Source organism: Bacillus sp. FSL R5-0709, from assembly GCF_038004785.1.
In the GTDB taxonomy this organism is placed as follows: Bacteria; Bacillota; Bacilli; order Bacillales; family Bacillaceae_G; genus Bacillus_A; species Bacillus_A mycoides.
In genome coordinates, this window is sequence record NZ_JBBORT010000001.1 from 4,254,696 (window position 1) to 4,276,282 (window position 21,587).

Sequence of the window (21,587 nt, forward strand, 5' to 3'; positions counted from 1 at the left end):
TTTCCCCACAAATTCTAGAAATATCATTTTCTCTAAACAAAATAATAGTTCTTTTTAAATACGATTATATGCTGCCCATACAGAAAGCACTTTGTTCTAAATTCAAAAGAAAAGAAAGAAGTATATGTACTTCTTTCTTCGTCATTTCATTATCCTATTATTTCACTTTTTGTGAAACCATTTTTTCATACGAAAGTATACCATCAATAATAACTTGATTTAATTTAGCTACAGATTCCTTATCGCTCTTCCCTTCCTTAATCGTTTGCACCGCTATTGACGTATACGTATAAAGCTTCTTTGCATCTTCACGCTTCATACTCTTCCCTTCCTTTTCCATAGCTTTCCACTCTTTTTGAATCGCTTCTATATCTTTTGGATTACTTTTTCCACTAGTTTGTACGCTGGACACATATTTTGCTAAATGAGTATATAATGGCTGCACTTTCGCTAAAAACATTCCTACTTCTTTATCATTTTTGAGCAATGCTTTATCTGTAATATCCCAATTTTTTTTCAAAACTGAAACACCATCTTGCTTATACTGATCTATTAATTGATTAACAGCCTGTTCATCGCTCGTAATAGCAACAACTAACGCATACTTATCACCACTCGGTTTCAAAGTAGCCACGCCCCCATTACTTTTCCACTCTTCAATAGCAGCCTGTCCTTTTTCTTCAGAGGAATAAAGCCCTCCTTGAACGAAAAATAGTTTCATTGGTTCTAATGACGTTCCTACCTGTGCCTTTGGTTTTTCCTCTTTCGGTGTTGGTGTTTGTTCTGCCGTTCCACCCACCTTTTGTTCCTCATTACCTGTCTGCTTCGAAGCCGTTACCTTACCTTCTCCTGTCGTCCCTTGTCCAGTTAATAAATGAATCATACCCATCCCAAATGCAGTACCGATAATTATTGCAGTTGCAACGATTGCGATTATTGTATTGCTCCACTTCTTTCGATATTTTTCCATAGATACTGATTTCGCTTTTTGAAACGGAACTACATTTTTCGGTCTCTCACTTTCTGCTATCATCCAGTCAAACTCATCCTTCTTTTTTTCCTCATACTTCGCTTCTGTTCCATTTACTTTCACCGAGATCGTTCGTGATTGCTTGTCCATACACTCACACCTCACCTCTTGTCATTGTCCGCATCATATCATATTCATTCCACAAAAAAACGAGATATTTGTCAGAGGAATTCGTCAAATAACCCTATATTATTATCTTATATGTATGCATTTGACTTCATTTGTAGAACAAAAAACTAGATAGCAAAGACTATCTAGTTTTTCTCGCGAATATATTTTCTAACTTCGGAAATGAAATACAAAGAACCTGTTATGATAAAAACATCATGTTCTCCTATCCTGTCAACCTTTGTATCAATTGCCTCTTTCCAATCTTCAAAAACTAATTTTGACTCTTGTTGTGAATACGATGCAAGCTTGTCAGCAGAAATGGCACGATCAAAGGCAAACGTCGTAAATATTATTTCATCAGCAACTTTTTCTAATTGCCCTACCATGTTATGTAACTGTTTGTCACCAAGAGCAGTAAATAAAACTATTACATTCTTCTTTTTATAATGTGCCTCTACTGTTTTTACAAGACTTTCAATACCTTCTGGATTATGAGCACCATCTATTATAATATCTGGATTACTTTGTAACTTTTCAAATCGACCAATCCAGTATGCTTCTTGTAAGCCAACTTTCATCTCCTCTTCATTAATTAAAAATGATAAATATGTTTTTAAATACATTACTGCCATAAGCGCTAGTGCTGCATTGCCTACTTGGTGAATGCCTTTCATTGAAATCCGAACATTTTCAAACGAGGCAAATGGACAATCAAAATCAAAGTGTTCCCCATCTTTATTAGAATGTTTATGTAGTGTTGTAAACTGTTTTCCAAGTTCATATAAGCTTGCATGATTTTCCTTAGCAACCTTTTGAATTACTTGCAATGCTTCTTCATTTTTCACACCAGTAATAACTGGAACACCAGACTTAATAATCCCTGCCTTTTCATATGCAATTTCTCCTAGTGTATTGCCTAAAATATGCATATGATCGTGGCCGATATTCGTAATAATCGTGAGAACCGGATGAATAACATTTGTAGAATCAAATCTTCCCCCAAGCCCCGTTTCAAATAAAACAACATCACAGAAATTAACTTTACCGAAATAATAAATTGCCATTACTGTAATGATTTCAAACTCAGTCGCTTCTCCTAAGTCCGTCTCATCTAATTTTTCAACGACTGGCTTTACCATATTTACAAGTTCCGCAATCTCTTCATCTGCAATCGGTATTCCGTTTACACTAATACGTTCATTGAATGTTTCTATGTAAGGCGATGTAAACGTTCCTACTTTATATTTCGCGCCTTCTAACATGTAGCGCATATATGTTAAAGTTGAACCTTTTCCATTTGTGCCGGCAAGATGAACACATTTTATATGACGCTCTGGATTTCCGAGTTCTTCTAACATCCATTGCATTCTTTCTAGCCCTGGTTTTATCCCAAATTTCAATCGGCTATGAATCCAGTTTATCGCTTCTTCGTATGTATGTATCACGTTTGCTATTCCCCTTTCAAAAGACAAACTTCTTAATTCTATTATACGCAAAGAAAAGAGACTCACCAATATAGTGAGTCTCTGAAAAACATTTTTATTTCTCAAGATCCGCTAGACGTTGACGAACCGCTTCGCGTTTTTCTAGGTAATCTTGCTCTTTCGCACGCTCTCCGTCAATAACTTCTGCAGGAGCTTTCGCTACGAATCCTTGGTTTGAAAGTTTCTTCTGTACACGTTCTACTTCTTTATCGAACTTCTCAAGTTCTTTTTCAAGACGCGCTTTCTCTTCATCAAGATTGATAAGATCAGCTAACGGTAAGAATAACTCTGCACCTGATACGATTGCAGTCATCGCTTTTTCTGGCGCTTGTAAATCAATCTTAATTGTTAGTTCACTTGGGTTACAGAAACGCTCGATGTAAGAACTGTTTTTCGTAAGCTGAGCTAGTACTACCTCGTCTTTTGCTTTAATTTGCATTTGAACTTTTTTGCTCATTGGTGTATTTACTTCCGCACGGATGTTACGAACAGAGCGAATGATATCAACTAGAAGGTGCATTTCTGCTGCCGCTTCTTTATCTTGTAAATCTTCGCGAACTGTTGGCCATGCTGCTACTGTAATAGACTCGCCTTCATGCGGTAAATGCTGCCAAATTTTCTCTGTTACAAATGGCATGAATGGATGTAATAGACGCATTGTTTGGTCTAATACGTAAGCTAAAATCGAACGAGTTGTTTTCTTAGCTGCTTCATCTTCACCGTATAGTGGAAGTTTCGCCATCTCAATGTACCAGTCACAGAAATCATCCCAAATGAAGTTGTATAATGAACGACCAGCTTCACCGAACTCATATTTATCCATGTTACGTGTTACACTTTCGATTGTTTCGTTTAAGCGAGTTAAAATCCACTTATCTGCAACTGATTTTTCACCAGTTAAATCGATTTCTTCATACTTCATGTCATCCATGTTCATTAATACGAAACGTGATGCGTTCCAAATTTTATTAATGAAGTTCCAAGTAGATTCTACTTTTTCCATGCTGAAACGTAAATCTTGACCTGGTGCACTTCCTGTTGATAAGAAGTAACGCATCGCATCTGCACCGTACTTCTCGATAACATCCATCGGATCAATACCGTTACCAAGAGATTTACTCATTTTACGTCCTTGCTCATCACGAACTAAACCGTGAATTAATACATCTTTAAATGGACGCTCTCCTGTAAACTCTAAACCTTGGAAAATCATACGAGATACCCAGAAGAAGATGATATCATAACCAGTTACTAAAGCATCTGTTGAATAGAACTTTTTAAAGTCTGCTGCATCTTCATTCGGCCAGCCAAGTGTTGAGAATGGCCATAATGCTGAACTGAACCATGTATCAAGCACGTCATTATCTTGATTCCAGTTTTCAAGATCTGCTGGCGCTTCTGTACCTACGTATACTTCACCAGTTTCTTTATGATACCAAGCTGGAATGCGGTGTCCCCACCATAATTGACGAGAAATACACCAGTCATGAATGTTTTCCATCCAGCGTAAGTATGTGTTTTCAAAACGCTCTGGTACGAACGTTACTTTTTCTTCTTCTTTTTGTTGAAGTTCTACCGCTTTTTCTGCAAGTGGAGCCATTTTTACGAACCATTGTGTTGATAAATAAGGCTCAACAACTGCACCGCTACGCTCACTATGACCTACTGAGTGCATATGAGGCTCGATTTCTACTAATACGCCAGCTTCTTGTAAGTCTTTCACTAACTCTTTACGGCATTCGAAACGATCCATACCGTTATACTTACCAGCTTTTTCGTTCATCGTTCCATCTTCGTTCATTACTAAAATACGTGGTAAGTCATGACGGTTACCTACTTCAAAGTCATTCGGGTCATGAGCTGGTGTAATTTTCACAACGCCTGTTCCGAAGTCTTTTTCTACGTATTCATCAGCAATAATCGGAATCTCTCGGCCTACGATTGGAAGTGTAACTGTTTTTCCGATTAAATGTTTGTAGCGATCATCTTCTGGATGAACTGCTACCGCTGTATCACCAAGCATTGTTTCTGGACGAGTAGTTGCAAGGCGAATGTGACCAGAACCGTCTGTTAACGGATAGTTCATATGGTAGAATGCACCTTGAACTTCTTTATGAATTACTTCAATATCAGAAAGAGCTGTGCGTGTTGCTGGATCCCAGTTGATGATATACTCACCGCGATAAATTAAGTCTTTTTCATATAATTGAACGAATACTTTATTAACAGCGTTAGATAAACCTTCGTCTAATGTGAAGCGTTCACGAGAATAGTCTAGTCCTAAACCAACTTTTCCCCATTGTTGACGAATGTGAGAAGCGTATTCTTCTTTCCATTCCCAAGCTTTTTCAAGGAATTTCTCACGACCAAGATCGTAACGTGAAATACCTTCTTCACGAAGTTTTCCTTCTACCTTCGCTTGCGTTGCGATACCAGCATGGTCCATTCCTGGAAGCCATAATACATCGTAACCTTGCATACGCTTTGTACGAGTTAAAATATCTTGAAGCGTCGTATCCCAAGCGTGACCTAAGTGTAACTTACCAGTTACGTTCGGAGGTGGAATTACAATTGTATATGGTTGTTTCTTCTCATCTCCTGTTGCTTCGAAATATTTGCCTTCAAGCCACCACTTGTAAAGGCCTTCTTCAACGGACATATGATCATATTTAGTTGGTAAATTATTTTCCGTGTTTGACATTATTTTCCCTCCTTAAAATAAAAAATGCCCCTCATCCAAAAAAGGACGAGGGACATCGCGGTACCACCTTTATTTACAAACAAATTCAGAATTTGCTTATACTCTTAATTTGATAACGGACAAATCCGTCTTTTCCTAATAAGAATCATTCCGTTCAGAAAAGATGCTCCAGGGCTACCTTCTAACATAACTATCTAGAGAACCTCCCAGCCAATGGTTCCCCTCTCTGAAGACGTTTCATGTTATACTCTTCCCCTTCAATGCATTTATGTGATTGTTAATTATTATATACAATAGTGTAAAAAACGAAACCTTATTCGTCAAGATAAATTTGAAACTACGGCTTTTATCTCTTTATGGAACTAATAAAAAAAGATAAGCAGGGTTCTCCCTACTTATCTTCTTTATCCGTTCCCTTGCTGGGCAGCTTGTAATTGCGAAAGGAAATATTCTGTATTACTAATGAGCCAATGCGATTGCTGCAGAATTTTTACCCCGCGAAGCTCATTTTCTTCATTACGACTCTTTCTTCTTTTCGTATACGACTGAATTTGCCGAATAAAATGCGACGGGTACGTCATATACGCAAACATAAGAAGCTGCTCCTCTTTCGTAAATGGAAAATTTTTTTGATACATTTGATACCATTCAAAGCGGTCGCTCCGCGCAATTGGATATGTGTTCAAAGACCTTGAATAAAAGCTGACGATATCCTGTACCGGTGTAGCAAACTGAGACTTTTCTAAACTAATAAAATAACCGTTTCGTTCATAATCAAATAAAAAGTGATTAAGCGATACATTTCCATGAACGAAAGTAGTACGTGTTTTTTCCTTTTCTTTCATTGCATCATGCCATTCACTTAATTGTTTCGTTGCGAACTCACGTGCTCTCATAGCGTGGTGATAATACGTACAATATTGTAATTCAAATGGAGACATATACCACTTCGCTTCTGATTCTACAAGAAACTCTTCTAATATCTCACCATCATTTTCCCAACGGTCGGATATATTTGTATAATGTTTTTCTAAATCTTCTTCTGTATAAGTCTCCTCTTTCACCGTTTTTTGATGCAACGTCCCGAGCGTTTGAAACATCTTATGGTATTGATCATTATCTTCGCCATTTCCTTCCGCACGTTCTAACCAAGGCATTAAATAATAGCTATACGCCCCATCACTTAAAACATAATTCCCGTCCGTCGTGTGATAGATAGGTACATAATTCGAAAAACCTTTCTCCTTCAAATATTGAATATGGTGTAAAAAATTATTCCGCTCTAATTTTCTATCTTGTATTTTCTTTAACGCATACGGACCTTGATTCGTATAAATTTTCATTACACTTCCGTGCTCTTCCATATGCTGAGTGTCCAATCTATATTGCCTCACAATGGGTTCATAGCGATTTCGTAATTCAATATCCATACGAATAACCCTTTCTTATTCAAAACATAGCTTCTAGGAAAAGAAAAGAGGTGAGTGAAAAAACTCACTCACTTATTTCACTGTTGCTTTTGAAACAGGAATATATATAATTTGCCCTGTAGTTAAATATATATCTTCTGATTGATTTACACGATATAAGCTTTGTACAGTCGTTTCATAACGTTCTGCAACCGATTCAATTGTATCTCCTTCTTGTACGAAGTACATTCTTAACTTCGTAAATTCTTCTTCTGGTTCTTTCGTAAATAATTTCGTTAAATAAAGTGCATTTTCATCTCGCTGTGAATATGCTTCTTCCTCTGGCTCTTCCTGCTTTTTCGCTTTTTCTTTCTTGAAATTTTTCCGCCCGAACAATTCAAATTGTGGCGTCTTTTCTTGCTCCTCTTCACGCTCCACAAGTTCATGTTCTTCTAATTCCTCTTCTTCTATTTCTTGCTCTTTTCTTTCTTCTAACTGAAACGGCTCAAATGCATAATCTTCCCATCCATCTGATTCTTTATAGGCTGGTACCTCTTCGTGCGGCGCAGGTCTACTTTCATCTTCTTCAGCTGAATCAGCTTCCAACTCGGCATACACAGTCTCTTCCTCTTCATCCTCGGTTCTTTCTTCGTCACATAAACCTGTAATAGATATATCCGCTAATAGTTGTAAGCAACCATTTTCCTTTAATTCATAATCAAATTCCTCGATTGATACATATAATTCTTCAATTACTTTCACTCGATTTCTTGGAATTGATATTTCGAGCGGAAAGGAATGGACAAGCTCATTAACCCCGTCTGCCCTTGTTTCTACATAATCAATTGCCTTTGCTGGTGATAGCTCTCTTAATGAATAAGCTGAATCATCTTGCCTTGCAACATACTCTCCCGTTAAATCTAATTGCCCCCTCACGATAACTTCATGATCGAGCTCCTCTATCTCAACGTCTGGATCTAACGAAATTGACAAAAGTTCTTCGACTTCCTGTCCCTTCTGGAACCAAACAGATTCTTTTAATGAAAATCGTAATGAATGATCTGTTGCCACTTCTTTTCCCCCTCCCAAACTATATGTCATTACAGATTTATGTTCCCTAAGGCTACTTTATGAATAAAAAAAATCGCTCCCCTAATGGAAAGCGATTTTCTCTAAGAAATTATGCTTTTAATTTTGACATTGCAATTTCGGCCGCCGCAATTGTCGCCTCAATATCTGCATCACTATGTGCTGTCGATAAGAATAAACCTTCAAATTGAGAAGGTGGTAAAAATACACCTTGTTCTACCATTTCACGATAGTAAGCTGCAAAGAATTCTAAGTTTGAAGATTTTGCTGCATCATAATTAATAACTTGCTCATCTGTAAAGAAAATACCAATCATAGAACCTGCACGATTAATGTGATGCGGGATATTATGCTTTTCAGCTGCCTTACGTAGTCCAGCCTCTAACATTTCTGCTTTACGCTCAAATTCCACATATGATTCTGGCGTTAACTGCACTAACGTTTCATAACCTGCTGTCATTGCAAGTGGATTACCCGATAATGTTCCAGCTTGGTAAATCGGTCCGCTTGGTGCAACTTGACGCATAATCTCTGCCTTCCCACCGTATGCTCCTACCGGCAAGCCACCACCGATTACTTTACCTAAACAAGTTAAGTCAGGAGTTACACCGTAGTAACCTTGTCCACAATTATAAGCAACACGGAATCCTGTCATTACTTCATCAAAAATAAGTAGTGCACCGTTTTGCTCTGTCACTTCACGAAGTCCTTCTAAAAACCCTGGTTGAGGGGGAACAACACCCATATTCCCTGCCACTGGTTCTACAATTATACAAGCGATGTCATCACCGAATTGTTCGAAAGCATATTTTACACTTTCTAAATCGTTATACGCTACTGTAATCGTATTTTTCGCTACACCTTCTGGTACACCAGGGCTATCTGGTAAACCTAGCGTTGCTACACCCGAACCTGCTTTAATCAATAAAGAATCACCATGACCGTGATAACAACCAATGAATTTCAAAATTTTGTTACGTCCAGTGTAACCACGAGCTAAACGTAGCGCGCTCATTGTCGCCTCTGTTCCAGAGTTAACCATACGCACAATCTCAATTGATGGTACACGCTCGATAACAAGCTGCGCTAATTTATTTTCAATTTCTGTTGGTGCACCAAAGCTTGTTCCTTTTTCAGCAACAGCTTTTAAAGCCTCAACAACACGATCATTCGCATGACCATGAATTAAAGGTCCCCACGATAATACGTAATCGATGTATTCATTCCCATCGATATCATATACTTTAGAGCCTTTTCCGCGCTCCATAAACAGCGGATTCATACCAACAGACTTAAAAGCACGGACAGGGCTGTTTACGCCTCCAGGCATTAAATTTTGAGCCTCTTCAAACGCCGCAATCGATTTATCAAATTTTTTCATTATTTAGCGCCTCCTTCTTGTAACCATCTTGCTGCATCTTTTGCATGATACGTAATAATTAAGTCTGCTCCTGCGCGTTTCATGCTAATTAATTTCTCAAGTACAACTTCTTTTTCATTAATCCAACCATTTTGTGCTGCTGCTTTAATCATCGAATATTCACCACTTACGTTATAAGCAACGACTGGTAAGTTAAAGTTATTTTTCACATCACGAACGATATCTAGATAAGAAAGAGCTGGCTTTACAATTAAGAAGTCGGCCCCTTCCATTACATCTGATTCTGCTTCACGGAATGCTTCCATACGGTTCGCTGGGTCCATTTGATATGTTTTACGGTCACCAAACTGCGGTGCACCATGTGCTGCATCACGGAACGGTCCGTAAAATGCTGATGAATATTTCACAGCGTACGACATAACTGGTACGTGCGCGAAACCATTTTCATCTAATGCATGGCGAATTGCTGTTACGAATCCGTCCATCATGTTAGATGGTGCAATAATGTCTGCCCCTGCTTTCGCTTGACTTACAGCTGTTTTTGCAAGAGCTGCAAGAGACTCATCATTTAAAATAACGCCATCTTCAATAACACCGCAATGACCATGGCTTGTAAATTGACATAAACATGTATCTGCAACTACTACTAGCTCTGGGAACTCATCTTTAATTTGCTTAATTGCACGCTGTACAATTCCATGCTCACAATATGCCGATGATCCAACTTCGTCCTTTTCAGCAGGTAAACCAAATACAATAACAGAACGAATACCTAAATCAACGACCTCTTGCATTTCAGCTTGCAATAAATCTAAAGACATTTGATATACGCCTGGCATAGAAGGAACTTCATTACGAGTATTTTCTCCTTCTAATACAAAAATAGGGTAAATAAAATCTTCTGTATGTAAAAATGTTTCACGTACAAGCGCACGCATGCCCCCGCTTTGTCTTAAACGACGATGACGATTAAATTGTAAAGAATTCATAGATTTCTATCCCCATTCTTTTATTTTATAGATTCACAAATGCATTGCAGTAATGCTTCTACAGTGTACTCTTTTGGCACAATAACATGTGGAAAATAGAGGTTCGCCTCTTTTTCCGTAATAGGCCCTATACAAGCAATTGTACATTTTTTCGTCCATTCTCTCCAGTTTGTACCCTCAAGTAAACGAACAAAACTATCAACAGTTGAAGGGCTCGTAAATGTAATAATATTTACTTCCCCTAATTTCAATGCTGTTATAAGTTCTTGTTTTTTCTCTACATTCACCTTCGTACCATATACAATTAACTCATCTAGAAAAACACCAAACTCCCTAAGTTTAACCGGGATTACATCTCTTGCTAAATTCCCTTTCGGAAATAAAATACGCTCGTTTCCACTTAATTCTTTTAGAAACTCTTCGGCAAATGTTTCTGCAACAAATGCAGTGGGAACAAACTCTACTTGATAGCCTCGCTTTTCTAACTCTAACTTTGTTTTCACGCCTACTGCAGCAATTTTAATCAGTCCGGGGAGCTTCTTTCTCAAACTATCTAGAAAAAAAGCTACACCATTTTTACTCGTGAAAATAACCCAGTCATACGAATGTAGCTGCCCTGCTATGTGTTGAATTTGCCTATGAGACGTACCTTCCATACGCAAAAGCGGAATTTCCAATGGAATTCCGCTCCTTTCTTTCACTGCTACACTCATTTGTTTCGCTTGGTGCTGGGCACGTGTAATCAATACTGTTTTGCCAGCGAGAGCGTTCATATTTATTGTTGCTCCTTATTTGCAGCAAGGATGAGCTCTTTTGCTCCTTGTTTAATTAAACGGTCCGCAGCCTCTAATCCAACTTGCTTCGGATCATTACCTACTACTATCTCTTTCAATAAAACAGAACCGTCCATAGAACCGACAAGCGCTGTTAATTCGATTGCATCATTTTCTTTAAGAGTTGCATATCCAGCGATTGGAACTTGGCATCCACCTTCAAGTTTATGAAGAAATACTCGTTCAGCAGCCACTGTTCTTTCTGTTACTGCATCATTAATATGCGCTAACAACTGAAGTAAATCCGTATCATCCTCACGACATTCAATCGCTAATGCACCTTGTCCTACGGCTGGTACACATAACGTTTCATCTAAATGTTCTGTAATAACTTCTCCGTCCCAGCCCATTCTCTGTAATCCAGCTGTCGCTAAAATAATTGCATCGTAATCTTCATCTTTTAACTTACGTAAGCGTGTATCGATATTCCCGCGAATCCATTTCACTTGTAAATCTGGTCTCGCAGCTAGTAGTTGTGCACTACGTCTCAAACTACTCGTTCCTAAGATCGCGCCTTCTGCTAAGTCTTTAAACGATTCTCCGTTTTTAGAAATAAAAGCATCACGAGGGTCAACGCGCTTTGGCGTACAACCAATCGTTAATCCATCTGGAAGTACAGCTGGCATATCTTTCATACTATGTACAGCCATATCAATTTCTTTCGTAAGTAACGCATGTTCAATTTCCTTTACAAATAAACCTTTTCCGCCTACTTTTGAAAGAGTAACATCTAAAATAACATCACCTTTTGTGACGATTTCTTTCACTTCAAATTCATATGGTAAACCAAGCGCTTTTAATTGATCAATAAACCAATTAGTTTGTGTTAATGCTAGTTTACTCTTTCGTGAACCTACAATAATTTTGCGCATAATTCTCTCTCCTCATTATAAATACCAAAAGTGGAAATTAGATAAACTGCTTAATAGAAAAATGTTAACTAGCATTACGAGAAATGCCCCGATATTCCACTGCACAATTTTCTTACCTTGCAACACATCTGCTGCTCGTAAATATAAGCCCACGCAATATACAAATAGAACGACAAAAGACCCAATTACTTTCGTATCATACCAATGGAAATTATCCAATTTTGTATATCCCCATATGCATCCTAATATAATTGCTAATAAGAAAAACGGAACAGAAAATAAATTTAATCCGTAAGACATAGATTCAAGCTTCGGCAAATTTCCTAATCTTCTTAATCTCGCATTCCACTTTTTCTTTTTTAATAGTCGGTATTGCAATAAATACATAATAGAAAAAATAAACGATACAGTAAACGTTGCATAAGAAATAATCGCCATACCGACATGCACGTATACAAGTTCTGAAACTAATTGCTCTGCAAGTACTGGCGACATCTTCCCGAGCGGTGTAAAAATAGAAAAAGCGCTTACGCCAAATGCTACAACATTTGTAAAAAAGACTAAAAAGTCAATACGCATAAATCGATTAATGACTAATGACATCGTAATCAATAACCAAACATAAAAATAAATCCCTGATAATAAAGTTAAAATAGGATTCGTTTCTGAATCTGTAGCCCTAAGCAACATAAAGATAGACTGCAGAACCCATACAATCGAAAGTAACCAAAAAGCAAAGCGGTTCGCCTTTCGGTTACTTTGGAAATAATCTATAAAATATAAACTAATGCTACAAGCATATAAAATAATTGCAATATGATAAATAATACTGTTATTTAAAAAACTCATCCGATCATCCTTCCAAGTTATAAAGATGGAACGGATGGTGTCCACGCTCTTTTATGTTCTACTTCTTCCGTATTTCCCGCTTCTTCCACTTCTAAATCAAAAATCTTCGCAAATAAAGCTAATTTTTCGCCAGCTCCCTCTTCAACAGCTAATTCTTTAGCTACTAAAATTGGGTCTTTTAACAATTGGTTAATAATACTTTTCGTATGTTTACTAATTACTTTTTTCTCACGATCACTAAGGTTTGGTATTTTTCGCTCAAGACTTTCCATCGTATCACTTTGAATTGCTAGCGCTTTATCACGAAGAGCTGATATTAACGGTACAACACCTAGCGTACTTAACCACGTTTTAAATAAAACCATTTCTTCTTCAATCATAAATTGAATTTTCTCTGCTTCTTTTAAACGTTCAGCACGGTTTGCTTCAACTACACCTTGCAGATCGTCGATATCATATAAGAAAGAGCCTTCTAATTCATCAATCGCTGGATCAATATCACGTGGTACTGCAATATCAACCATAAATAACGGACGACCAGAGCGCATTCTCTCTACTTTTGTCATCATTTCTTTCGTAATGACATATTCTGATGCACCCGTTGAACTAATTAAAATATCCGCTTCTAATAATGCACATTGCAATTCACTTAAAGGCTTTGCATGTCCCATATATTTCTCAGCCATCACTTCCGCTTTCGTAAGCGTCCTATTCATAACCGTTACTTTACGAGCTCCACTTCCGTATAAGTTTTGCAGTGCAAGTTCACCCATCTTACCCGCACCAAGAATAAGTACATGACAATCTGTTAAATCGCCAAATATTTTCTTTCCGAGCTCAACAGCAGCATAACTAACAGACATCGCACTTTCACCAATCGTTGTTTCTGAGTGCGCACGTTTTGCTAACGTAACCACTTGCTTAAACAACTCATTAAAAATTGTACCTGTCGCTTTTACTTGTTGTGCTTCTAAAAAGCTATCTTTTATTTGACCTAAAATTTGCGTCTCTCCAACAACCATAGAATCCAAACCGCACGTTACGCGGAATAAATGATCTATTGCGCCATCTTGTTCAAAAATAGACAAGTATGGTGCGATTTCTTCTATTTCAAGCTGAAACCAATCAGCTAAAAACTTCTTAATGTAATACCGTCCCGTGTGTAATTGATCGACAACAGCGTAAATCTCAGTGCGATTACAAGTTGATACAATGACATTTTCTAGCACGCTCTTTTGGTTTTGTAATGTAGTCATTGCTTGCTCTAGCTCTGCTGCCTGAAATGTGAGTTTCTCACGAAATTCTACAGGGGCTGTTCGATAATTTACACTAACAACAAGAATATGCACGCAGCATGTCCCCCTTCACCCGTTTTATCACTTTATCTACTATCATAATACAACTTTCCTCTTATGAATCTGACAATCGTGTGAACAACTGATTATTTTTTATTTATTCTCCATATGTAATAAAGGAGCTTCAGTAAGATTAATAAAGAACTTTCTACTTTATAATAATTATAAAATAACAACTCTATTTGTACGTTACCAAAAAAAGTCCTCATAATCAAGTGATGGAAACTATTCCATATTAATTATAACATCATCTTTTCTATCTTCTTTCATCATGAAGGAAAATATGTATGATTGTTCCAAAATATAGTACTCACTTTCTCGATGCAATGCATTTGACATTGTATTTCTTTTTCGTTATATTGATTTTACAAAATTAAATTGTGCACAATTTAAAAATACAAGGAGTTGCCTATGAAAGAAAATCCTTTGCATCTAGATAACCAACTTTGTTTTTCTATTTACGCTTGTTCTAGAGAGGTTACCCGTTTTTACCGCCCCTATTTAGAAGAAATGGGCATTACGTATCCCCAGTACATTACTTTACTCGTACTCTGGGAACAAGACGGACTAACAGTAAAAGAAATTGGAGAACGTCTATTTTTAGATTCTGGTACTTTAACACCTATGTTAAAACGTATGGAATCATTAAAACTTGTACAACGTGTTCGTTCAAAAGAAGACGAGCGAAAAGTTTGTATTGAATTAACAAAACAAGGTAAAGATTTAAAAGAAATAGCTTGTTCATTACCAACAACGATGGCTACAAATTTAGGCATTACAGAGCAAGAATATCATTCTTTATTAATCCAATTAAACACGTTAATTGAAACAATGAAAAAAATTAATGACAGAAAAGGGGAATAAACATGGATAAATTATATACTGCTTCAGTAACAGCAACAGGTGGAAGAAACGGTAAGGTAGTTTCAGATGATGGCATATTAAATCTTGATGTAAAAATGCCAAAAGCACTAGGTGGCGCAGGCGGAGAAGCAACAAATCCAGAACAATTATTTGCAGCTGGTTATGCAGCTTGCTTTGATAGTGCATTACAACTTGTAATTCGTACAAAACGTATGAAGGTGGAAAGTACAGAAGTGACTGCACACGTTTCTATCGGTAAAGATACAGATGGTGGTTTCGGACTATCTGCTGTACTTGACGTACATGTTGCTGGTGTTTCTCATGCCGAAGCACAAGAACTTGTAGAAGCCGCTCACGGTGTATGTCCTTACTCTAAAGCAACAAGAGGAAATATTGAAGTTACATTAAACGTACGCTAAAAGTTTAGTAAATAAAAAAAAACGCGCGACATTCGTCACGCGTTTTTTGTTTTTGTCATTTTATGAATTGCTTTCCATGCTTCTTCTTTTCCAAGTCCTGTTTCAGAAGAGAATAGAACGATTTCATCGCCAATTTCAACAGCAAGCGTTTCTTTTACAACTTTTAAATGCTTTTGCCATTTCCCTTTCGGAATTTTATCGGCTTTCGTTGCAATAATAATTGTTGGGATTTCATAATGCTTTAAGAAATCATACATCATAATGTCATCTTTTGTTGGTTGGTGACGTAAATCAACTACTAATACAGCTGCGTCTAATTGCGTACGTGTTGTAAAGTAAGTTTCAATCATTCTGCCCCATGCCGCGCGCTCTGTTTTAGATACTTTCGCATATCCATAACCTGGAACGTCAACAAAATGCATCATTTCATTGATTAAGAAAAAGTTCAGCGTTTGCGTTTTTCCTGGTTTAGAAGAAATACGTACTAACTTTTTACGATTTAAAATTTTATTAATAAAGGAAGACTTCCCGACATTAGAACGACCTGCTAAGGCAATTTCTGGTAAATCACTGTCTGGATATTGTTCCGGTTTAACGGCACTAATTACAATATCTGCTTTTGTTACTTTCATTGTTTCACTCCTACTAATGCGTGCTCCAATACTTCGTCTAAATGAGATGCAAGCACAAACGTAAGGTTTTCTTTTACGCTCTCTGGAATATCATCTAAATCTTTCTCATTTTCCGCCGGTAAAATAATTTTTGTTAATCCCGCGCGGTGAGCACTTAATGTTTTTTCTTTCAAACCACCAATCGGTAATACACGACCACGAAGTGTAATTTCACCTGTCATACCAACTTCTTTACTTACAGGAATACCTGTTAGTGCAGAAATAAGTGCCGTTGCCATCGTAATACCTGCTGATGGTCCATCTTTTGGAACTGCTCCTTCTGGAACATGAATATGAATATCGTTTTTCTCATGGAAATCCGGATCAATATGAAGTTCTTCTGCACGAGAACGAATATAGCTAAACGCGGCTTGTGCGGATTCTTTCATAACATCCCCAAGTTTCCCTGTTAAAATTAATTTCCCTTTTCCTGGCGCTACAGACACTTCAATTGCAAGTGTATCGCCGCCCGCTGCTGTGTAAGCTAAACCTGTTGCCATACCAACTTGGTCTGTTTTTTCAGCTTGACCATAACGGAATATATGCTTACCAAGTAAATCAACAATATTTTTCTCTGTTACAACAATGCGCTTGCGTTCTGCTGTAACGATAATTTTTGCTGCTTTACGGCAAACTTTTGCAATTTGACGCTCTAACGTACGAACACCAGCCTCGCGTGTATAATAACGAATAATTTCAAGAAGCGCTTCATCACGTACTTGCAAATTACCTTTTCGCAAACCGTGCTCTTTTAATTGTTTCGGCAATAAATGCTCACGAGCAATGTGCACCTTTTCAAGTTCTGTATAACCAGCAATTGAAATGATTTCCATACGGTCAAGCAATGGGCCCGGAACACTTGCAAGTGTATTAGCAGTTGCAACGAACATAACTTTCGATAAATCATATGGCTCTTCAATGTAATGATCACTGAAGTTATGGTTTTGTTCTGGATCTAACACTTCAAGTAACGCCGCTGATGGGTCTCCCCTGAAATCGTTAGACATTTTATCAATCTCATCTAATAAGAAGACTGGATTAACTGTTTTCGCCTTCTTCATACCTTGAATAATACGTCCTGGCATCGCTCCTACATATGTACGACGGTGACCACGAATTTCAGATTCATCACGCACACCACCAAGAGAAACACGTACAAAATTACGGTTTAACGATGTTGCGATAGAACGAGCTAACGAAGTTTTCCCAACCCCAGGAGGTCCTACTAGACAAAGAATTGGCCCTTTTAATGAATTCGTTAACTTCTGTACAGCTAAATATTCAAGTACTCGCTCTTTCACTTTTTCAAGACCGTAATGATCTTTATTTAAAATTTCTTCCGAATGAGTGAGGTCAATCATATCCTCTGTTGCTGTTGTCCATGGGAGAGCTAATAACCAATCAATATAATTATGAATGACACCACTCTCAGCAGAACTTACAGGTAATTTTTCATAACGATCTAATTCTTTCAGTGCAGCCTTCATTGTTTCTTCAGGCATTCCCGACTGTTCAATTTTCTCACGAAGTTCTTCAACTTCCCCGCCCTTGCCTTCTTTATCACCAAGTTCAGTTTGAATTGCCTTCATTTGCTCACGTAAGAAATATTCTTTTTGCGTGCGCTCCATTGAACGTTTCACTTTTTGTCCAATTTTCTTTTCTAGGCTAAGTAACTCTTGTTCATCTTGAATAATTGAAATAAGTGTATGTAGTCGTTCTTTCACAGATACAATCTCTAAAATCTCTTGTTTCTGCTTCGTTTTAATCGGTAAGTGAGAAGCAATTAAATCAGCTAGTCTTCCCGGTTCTTCTACATCAGCTACCGTTGCAAATGTTTCATTTGAAACTTTTTTCGAAACTTTAATATATTGTTCGAAATGCTCCAGTAACGTACGCATAAGAGCCTTCTCTTCTAAATCATCTTCTACTTCTTCCGTTACCGTTTTAATAGAAACTTGCACTATATTTTCTTCTTCGATAAACTCTACTACTTCTGCTCTATGTAAACCTTCTACAAGGACACGAAGCGTACCGTTCGGCAATTTTAACATTTGCTTCACTTTCGCCACTGTACCTACACTATATATGTCATCTTCTTTCGGATCGTCGATATTCATTTCTTTTTGCATTGCTAAAAAGATGATATTTTCATCCATTGCCGCCTGCTCTAGTGCTTGTATCGATTTATCACGTCCTACATCAAGATGCAGAACCATCGTTGGATATACGAGAATGCCTCTTAATGGTAGGAGGGGCACAATTCTTTCATTCGTATTCATACTAGACATAGCACCTCCATAATAAATTAAACTCCTGTTCAACTATTTTATATTACAATACATCTAGATGCAATTGCAGAGATTCTTCGCAATTGTTAATCCCCTGTTTTTTTGTGCCTCACGAAAAGAAAAAAGACTCCGCTTAAGCATACAAACTTAAACGAAGTCTGGCAAATTTTTATTATTGTATATTCTCACATTGATTGTGCATCTGTTTCGTCCAAATCATTATGTGCATCAAGCTCACGATGCATATTTTCCTGCATAAATGTTAATTCAAATACTTCTTTTAATTTGCGAACAGGAATGATCTCAATTCCCTTTATTGTATACAAAAATGGTTGCATGTTTTCAGCCGGAATGATGACTTTCTTAGCTCCCGCTTTTTTCGCAGCTTTTATTTTTGCGTACACACCACCAATAGGCTTCACTTCTCCGTGGATACTTATCTCACCTGTCATCGCTACTTCATTATTCACATACGTACGATGCACTGCTGAATAGACACCTGTTGCCATAGCAATACCTGCTGAAGGACCATCAATCGGGATACCACCAGGAAAATTAATATGTATATCATACCCTTCTGGCAACACATCTAGAGAACGAAGTACTGTTAACACATTATCAACAGAACCTTTCGCCATACTTTTACGGCGGATTGATTTCGTTTGATTTCCAATACTTTCCTCTTCTACAATTCCAGTGACATTTACTGATCCTTTATCTTTCGCAGGAATAGCTGTTACCTCAATTTCTAATAACGCACCTGTATTCGGCCCATATACAGCAAGCCCGTTCACAAGACCGATTCTCGGAATTGGATAAATACGTTTTTCGTACTTTGGTGTAAGCTGACTAGAATGAACAACCCATTCAATATCTTCATCTTTAATGAAAGGTCGTTCTTCATTTATCGCCATACCAGCAGAAATTTGCACGAGATTAATTGCTTCTCGCCCATTTCTTGCATACATTCCAATCATTTCGATACCGTTCTCACCTACTTGCATCTCCACTTTGTCAGCTGCATTTTTCGCTACTTTTTGAATTTCTTCTGTATCTAACTCACGGAAGAACACTTCTAAACAACGCGACCTAATTGCAGGAGGAATTTCCTCTGGTGAACGTGTCGTTGCACCAACTAAGCGAAAATCTGCAGGTAAACCTTTTTGAAAAATATCATGTATATACGTTGGAATCATCGAATTTTCTTCACTATAATACGCACTTTCCAAAAACACTTTCCGATCTTCTAACACTTTTAGCATTTTATTCATTTGAATTGGATGTAATTCACCAATCTCATCAATGAACAAAATACCACCATGCGCATCTGTTACAGCCCCTTTTTTCGGTTGCGGGATACCCGCTTGTCCCATTGCACCTGCTCCTTGATAAATAGGATCATGCACTGAACCAATTAATGGATCCGCAATACCACGCTCATCAAACCTAGCTGTCGTCGCATCAAGTTCGATAAATGTTGCATTTGTACGAAATGGAGATTTCGGATTTCGTTTCGCTTCTTCTAATACAAGGCGTGCTGCCGCTGTCTTTCCGACACCTGGCGGACCGTATATGATCACATGTTGCGGATTAGGACCACAAAGAGCCGCTTTTAACGACTTAATCCCGTCTTCTTGCCCTACAATGTCTATAAAGGATGTAGGACGTACCTTTTCCGCAAGCGGCTCTGTTAAAGAAACCTCACGCATTTTACGAAGCTGCTCTAATTCTTTTTTCGATTCTCGATCAATTGAAACTTTTTGTGTTCGCTGATTTCGAAGTAAATGCCAAAAATACAATCCGACAATTACGCCAAAAACAAGTTGAACAAGTAAAAATATATTTGTCCAGCTCATAATTCATTTCCTCCCGCTATGTTTTACCTTTTAGTATTTCCTGGGAGGAATAGTGCTAAACATAAAGAAAAACAGCAATTATAAAAATTGCTGTTTCTTCTTCGCATTATGCAGATGTTTTTGTATCAAGTACAGTACCGTCTTGTAACACCAATTTCGGCGGTTCATTATCAGCTACTGTTTCTTTCGTAAGAATACACTTCTCGATATCTTTGCGAGATGGAAGTTCGAACATTACATCAAGCATCAAGCCTTCAATAATAGAACGAAGTCCACGAGCACCTGTTTTACGTTCAATTGCTTTTTTCGCAATCTCAACTAGTGCACCTTCTTCAAACTCTAACTCAACATCGTCAAGCTCCAATAATTTTTGGAATTGCTTAACAAGTGCATTTTTCGGTTTAGTTAAAATATCTACAAGAGCATCTTCATCAAGCGGCTCTAGGTTCGCAATAACTGGAAGACGACCGATAAACTCCGGAATTAAACCGAATCTTAAAAGATCCTCTGGTAAAACGTGAGATAAAACATGCTTCTCATTTACATCAGCATTTTTCTTCTCAGCACCAAATCCAATTACTTTCTCACCAAGGCGACGTTTAATAATAGGCTCGATGCCATCAAACGCTCCACCACAAATGAATAGGATGTTCGTTGTATCAATTTGAATAAACTCTTGATGCGGGTGCTTACGACCACCTTGAGGTGGAACGCTCGCTACAGTACCTTCTAAAATTTTCAGAAGTGCCTGCTGTACACCTTCACCAGATACATCACGTGTAATTGATGGATTTTCGGACTTACGTGCCACTTTATCAATCTCATCAATATAAATAATTCCTTTTTCCGCTTTTTCTACATCGTAATCAGCCGCTTGAATTAGTTTTAGTAAGATGTTTTCTACATCTTCCCCAACGTATCCAGCTTCTGTTAAAGATGTTGCGTCCGCGATTGCAAATGGAACATTTAAAATACGCGCTAATGTTTGTGCCAATAATGTTTTACCACTACCAGTTGGCCCAATAAGTGAAATATTACTCTTCGCTAATTCTACATCATCAATTTTGCTGTTAGAATTAATGCGTTTGTAATGGTTATATACCGCTACCGCTAGTGCTTTTTTCGCGTTATCTTGTCCGATGACATACTCATCTAAGATTTCACGAATTTCTACCGGTTTCGGTACATCTTTGAATTCTACTTCTTCGTCCTTCGCAAGCTCCTCTTGTACAATTTCAGTACAAAGCTCGATACACTCGTCACAAATGTAAACACCTGGACCTGCAACTAACTTTCGAACTTGCGTTTGTGTTTTACCACAGAAAGAACATTTTAATTGACCTTTTTCATCATTAAATTTAAACATATTTTCACACCCCTTACAAA

At 37.6% G+C, this 21,587-nt stretch carries 17 protein-coding genes and 1 other annotated feature; of the genes, 2 read left to right on the forward strand and 15 right to left on the reverse strand.

All coding sequences use genetic code 11. The annotated features are described in order from the left end of the window. Positions 1-157 precede the first annotated feature (157 nt). The 11 genes from MKX37_RS21785 to hemA all read right to left on the reverse strand — a co-directional run bounded on the left by MKX37_RS21785 (position 158) and on the right by hemA (position 14,097). Positions 158-1,120: a hypothetical protein gene (locus tag MKX37_RS21785; RefSeq protein ID WP_002129259.1), complete on the reverse strand. Its 963-nt coding sequence runs from the start codon at positions 1,118-1,120 to the stop codon at positions 158-160. A 164-nt stretch (positions 1,121-1,284) separates the two neighbouring features. Beyond that, on the reverse strand, positions 1,285-2,586 hold the full coding sequence (locus tag MKX37_RS21790) for a bifunctional folylpolyglutamate synthase/dihydrofolate synthase (RefSeq protein ID WP_002129261.1): 1,302 nt from the start codon (positions 2,584-2,586) through the stop codon (positions 1,285-1,287). A 94-nt stretch (positions 2,587-2,680) separates the two neighbouring features. Further along, on the reverse strand, positions 2,681-5,326 hold the full coding sequence (locus tag MKX37_RS21795) for a valine--tRNA ligase (protein WP_002129263.1): 2,646 nt from the start codon (positions 5,324-5,326) through the stop codon (positions 2,681-2,683). A gap of 38 nt (positions 5,327-5,364) precedes the next feature. Continuing rightward, positions 5,365-5,596 (reverse strand) — a binding site (T-box leader). A 134-nt stretch (positions 5,597-5,730) separates the two neighbouring features. Then, positions 5,731-6,756 (reverse strand): spore coat protein YsxE, encoded by a 1,026-nt coding sequence (gene ysxE / locus MKX37_RS21800; RefSeq protein WP_002129265.1) that lies wholly within the window; start codon positions 6,754-6,756, stop codon positions 5,731-5,733. 72 nt (positions 6,757-6,828) lie between these two features. Further along, the gene (gene spoVID, locus MKX37_RS21805; RefSeq protein ID WP_002015360.1) at positions 6,829-7,836 is read right to left on the reverse strand and encodes a stage VI sporulation protein D; all 1,008 of its coding nucleotides are present in this window, start codon (positions 7,834-7,836) and stop codon (positions 6,829-6,831) included. Positions 7,837-7,915: 79 nt separating this feature from the next. Beyond that, positions 7,916-9,205, reverse strand: a complete 1,290-nt coding sequence (gene hemL / locus MKX37_RS21810; RefSeq protein WP_002034163.1) for a glutamate-1-semialdehyde 2,1-aminomutase — start codon at positions 9,203-9,205, stop codon at positions 7,916-7,918. Then, complete coding sequence (gene hemB / locus MKX37_RS21815; RefSeq protein WP_002015358.1) at positions 9,205-10,194, reverse strand: porphobilinogen synthase; 990 nt, start codon at positions 10,192-10,194, stop codon at positions 9,205-9,207. Before hemB ends, hemL begins: the two co-directional genes overlap by 1 nt. 20 nt (positions 10,195-10,214) lie before the next feature. Further along, positions 10,215-10,967 (reverse strand): uroporphyrinogen-III synthase, encoded by a 753-nt coding sequence (hemD, locus tag MKX37_RS21820; RefSeq protein WP_078422013.1) that lies wholly within the window; start codon positions 10,965-10,967, stop codon positions 10,215-10,217. Positions 10,968-10,969: 2 nt separating this feature from the next. Then, entirely contained in the window at positions 10,970-11,899 is a 930-nt protein-coding gene (gene hemC, locus MKX37_RS21825) for a hydroxymethylbilane synthase (protein ID WP_002034194.1), read from the reverse strand. Between the two features lie 15 nt (positions 11,900-11,914). Then, on the reverse strand, positions 11,915-12,748 hold the full coding sequence (locus MKX37_RS21830) for a cytochrome c biogenesis protein (protein ID WP_002015354.1): 834 nt from the start codon (positions 12,746-12,748) through the stop codon (positions 11,915-11,917). A 17-nt stretch (positions 12,749-12,765) separates the two neighbouring features. Then, complete coding sequence (hemA, locus tag MKX37_RS21835) at positions 12,766-14,097, reverse strand: glutamyl-tRNA reductase (protein ID WP_002129273.1); 1,332 nt, start codon at positions 14,095-14,097, stop codon at positions 12,766-12,768. Positions 14,098-14,514: 417 nt separating this feature from the next. Here hemA and MKX37_RS21840 point away from each other — a divergent pair, with 417 nt between their 5' ends. Then, positions 14,515-14,967, forward strand: coding sequence for a MarR family winged helix-turn-helix transcriptional regulator (locus MKX37_RS21840; protein WP_002034199.1), 453 nt, complete (start codon positions 14,515-14,517; stop codon positions 14,965-14,967). A gap of 2 nt (positions 14,968-14,969) precedes the next feature. Beyond that, entirely contained in the window at positions 14,970-15,386 is a 417-nt protein-coding gene (locus MKX37_RS21845; protein ID WP_002015349.1) for an organic hydroperoxide resistance protein, read from the forward strand. A gap of 35 nt (positions 15,387-15,421) precedes the next feature. Here the strand turns inward: MKX37_RS21845 and yihA are convergent, their stop codons facing one another. The 4 genes from yihA to clpX all read right to left on the reverse strand — a co-directional run bounded on the left by yihA (position 15,422) and on the right by clpX (position 21,567). Further along, on the reverse strand, positions 15,422-16,018 hold the full coding sequence (yihA, locus tag MKX37_RS21850; protein ID WP_002088829.1) for a ribosome biogenesis GTP-binding protein YihA/YsxC: 597 nt from the start codon (positions 16,016-16,018) through the stop codon (positions 15,422-15,424). Next, a complete protein-coding gene (gene lon / locus MKX37_RS21855) occupies positions 16,015-18,345 on the reverse strand; it encodes an endopeptidase La (protein ID WP_002034201.1) in 2,331 nt (776 codons plus the stop codon). The genes yihA and lon overlap by 4 nt, the downstream gene beginning before the upstream one ends. Before the next feature lie 185 nt (positions 18,346-18,530). After that, positions 18,531-20,201 (reverse strand): ATP-dependent protease LonB, encoded by a 1,671-nt coding sequence (lonB, locus tag MKX37_RS21860; RefSeq protein WP_002034202.1) that lies wholly within the window; start codon positions 20,199-20,201, stop codon positions 18,531-18,533. A 106-nt stretch (positions 20,202-20,307) separates the two neighbouring features. Then, entirely contained in the window at positions 20,308-21,567 is a 1,260-nt protein-coding gene (gene clpX, locus MKX37_RS21865; protein WP_000472285.1) for an ATP-dependent protease ATP-binding subunit ClpX, read from the reverse strand. Positions 21,568-21,587 lie beyond the last annotated feature (20 nt).

Excerpts from the sequence above, each read along its gene's own strand:
- MKX37_RS21785 (WP_002129259.1), bottom strand. The coding sequence starts at position 1,120 with ATGGACAAGCAATCACGAACGATCTCGGTGAAAGTAAATGGAACAGAA.
- MKX37_RS21795 (WP_002129263.1), bottom strand. The coding sequence starts at position 5,326 with ATGTCAAACACGGAAAATAATTTACCAACTAAATATGATCATATGTCC.
- ysxE (WP_002129265.1), bottom strand. The coding sequence starts at position 6,756 with ATGGATATTGAATTACGAAATCGCTATGAACCCATTGTGAGGCAATAT.
- spoVID (WP_002015360.1), bottom strand. The coding sequence starts at position 7,836 with ATGACATATAGTTTGGGAGGGGGAAAAGAAGTGGCAACAGATCATTCA.
- hemL (WP_002034163.1), bottom strand. The coding sequence starts at position 9,205 with ATGAAAAAATTTGATAAATCGATTGCGGCGTTTGAAGAGGCTCAAAAT.
- hemB (WP_002015358.1), bottom strand. The coding sequence starts at position 10,194 with ATGAATTCTTTACAATTTAATCGTCATCGTCGTTTAAGACAAAGCGGG.
- hemD (WP_078422013.1), bottom strand. The coding sequence starts at position 10,967 with ATGAACGCTCTCGCTGGCAAAACAGTATTGATTACACGTGCCCAGCAC.
- hemC (WP_002034194.1), bottom strand. The coding sequence starts at position 11,899 with ATGCGCAAAATTATTGTAGGTTCACGAAAGAGTAAACTAGCATTAACA.
- MKX37_RS21830 (WP_002015354.1), bottom strand. The coding sequence starts at position 12,748 with ATGAGTTTTTTAAATAACAGTATTATTTATCATATTGCAATTATTTTA.
- MKX37_RS21840 (WP_002034199.1), top strand. The coding sequence starts at position 14,515 with ATGAAAGAAAATCCTTTGCATCTAGATAACCAACTTTGTTTTTCTATT.
- MKX37_RS21845 (WP_002015349.1), top strand. The coding sequence starts at position 14,970 with ATGGATAAATTATATACTGCTTCAGTAACAGCAACAGGTGGAAGAAAC.
- yihA (WP_002088829.1), bottom strand. The coding sequence starts at position 16,018 with ATGAAAGTAACAAAAGCAGATATTGTAATTAGTGCCGTTAAACCGGAA.
- lon (WP_002034201.1), bottom strand. The coding sequence starts at position 18,345 with ATGTCTAGTATGAATACGAATGAAAGAATTGTGCCCCTCCTACCATTA.
- lonB (WP_002034202.1), bottom strand. The coding sequence starts at position 20,201 with ATGAGCTGGACAAATATATTTTTACTTGTTCAACTTGTTTTTGGCGTA.
- clpX (WP_000472285.1), bottom strand. The coding sequence starts at position 21,567 with ATGTTTAAATTTAATGATGAAAAAGGTCAATTAAAATGTTCTTTCTGT.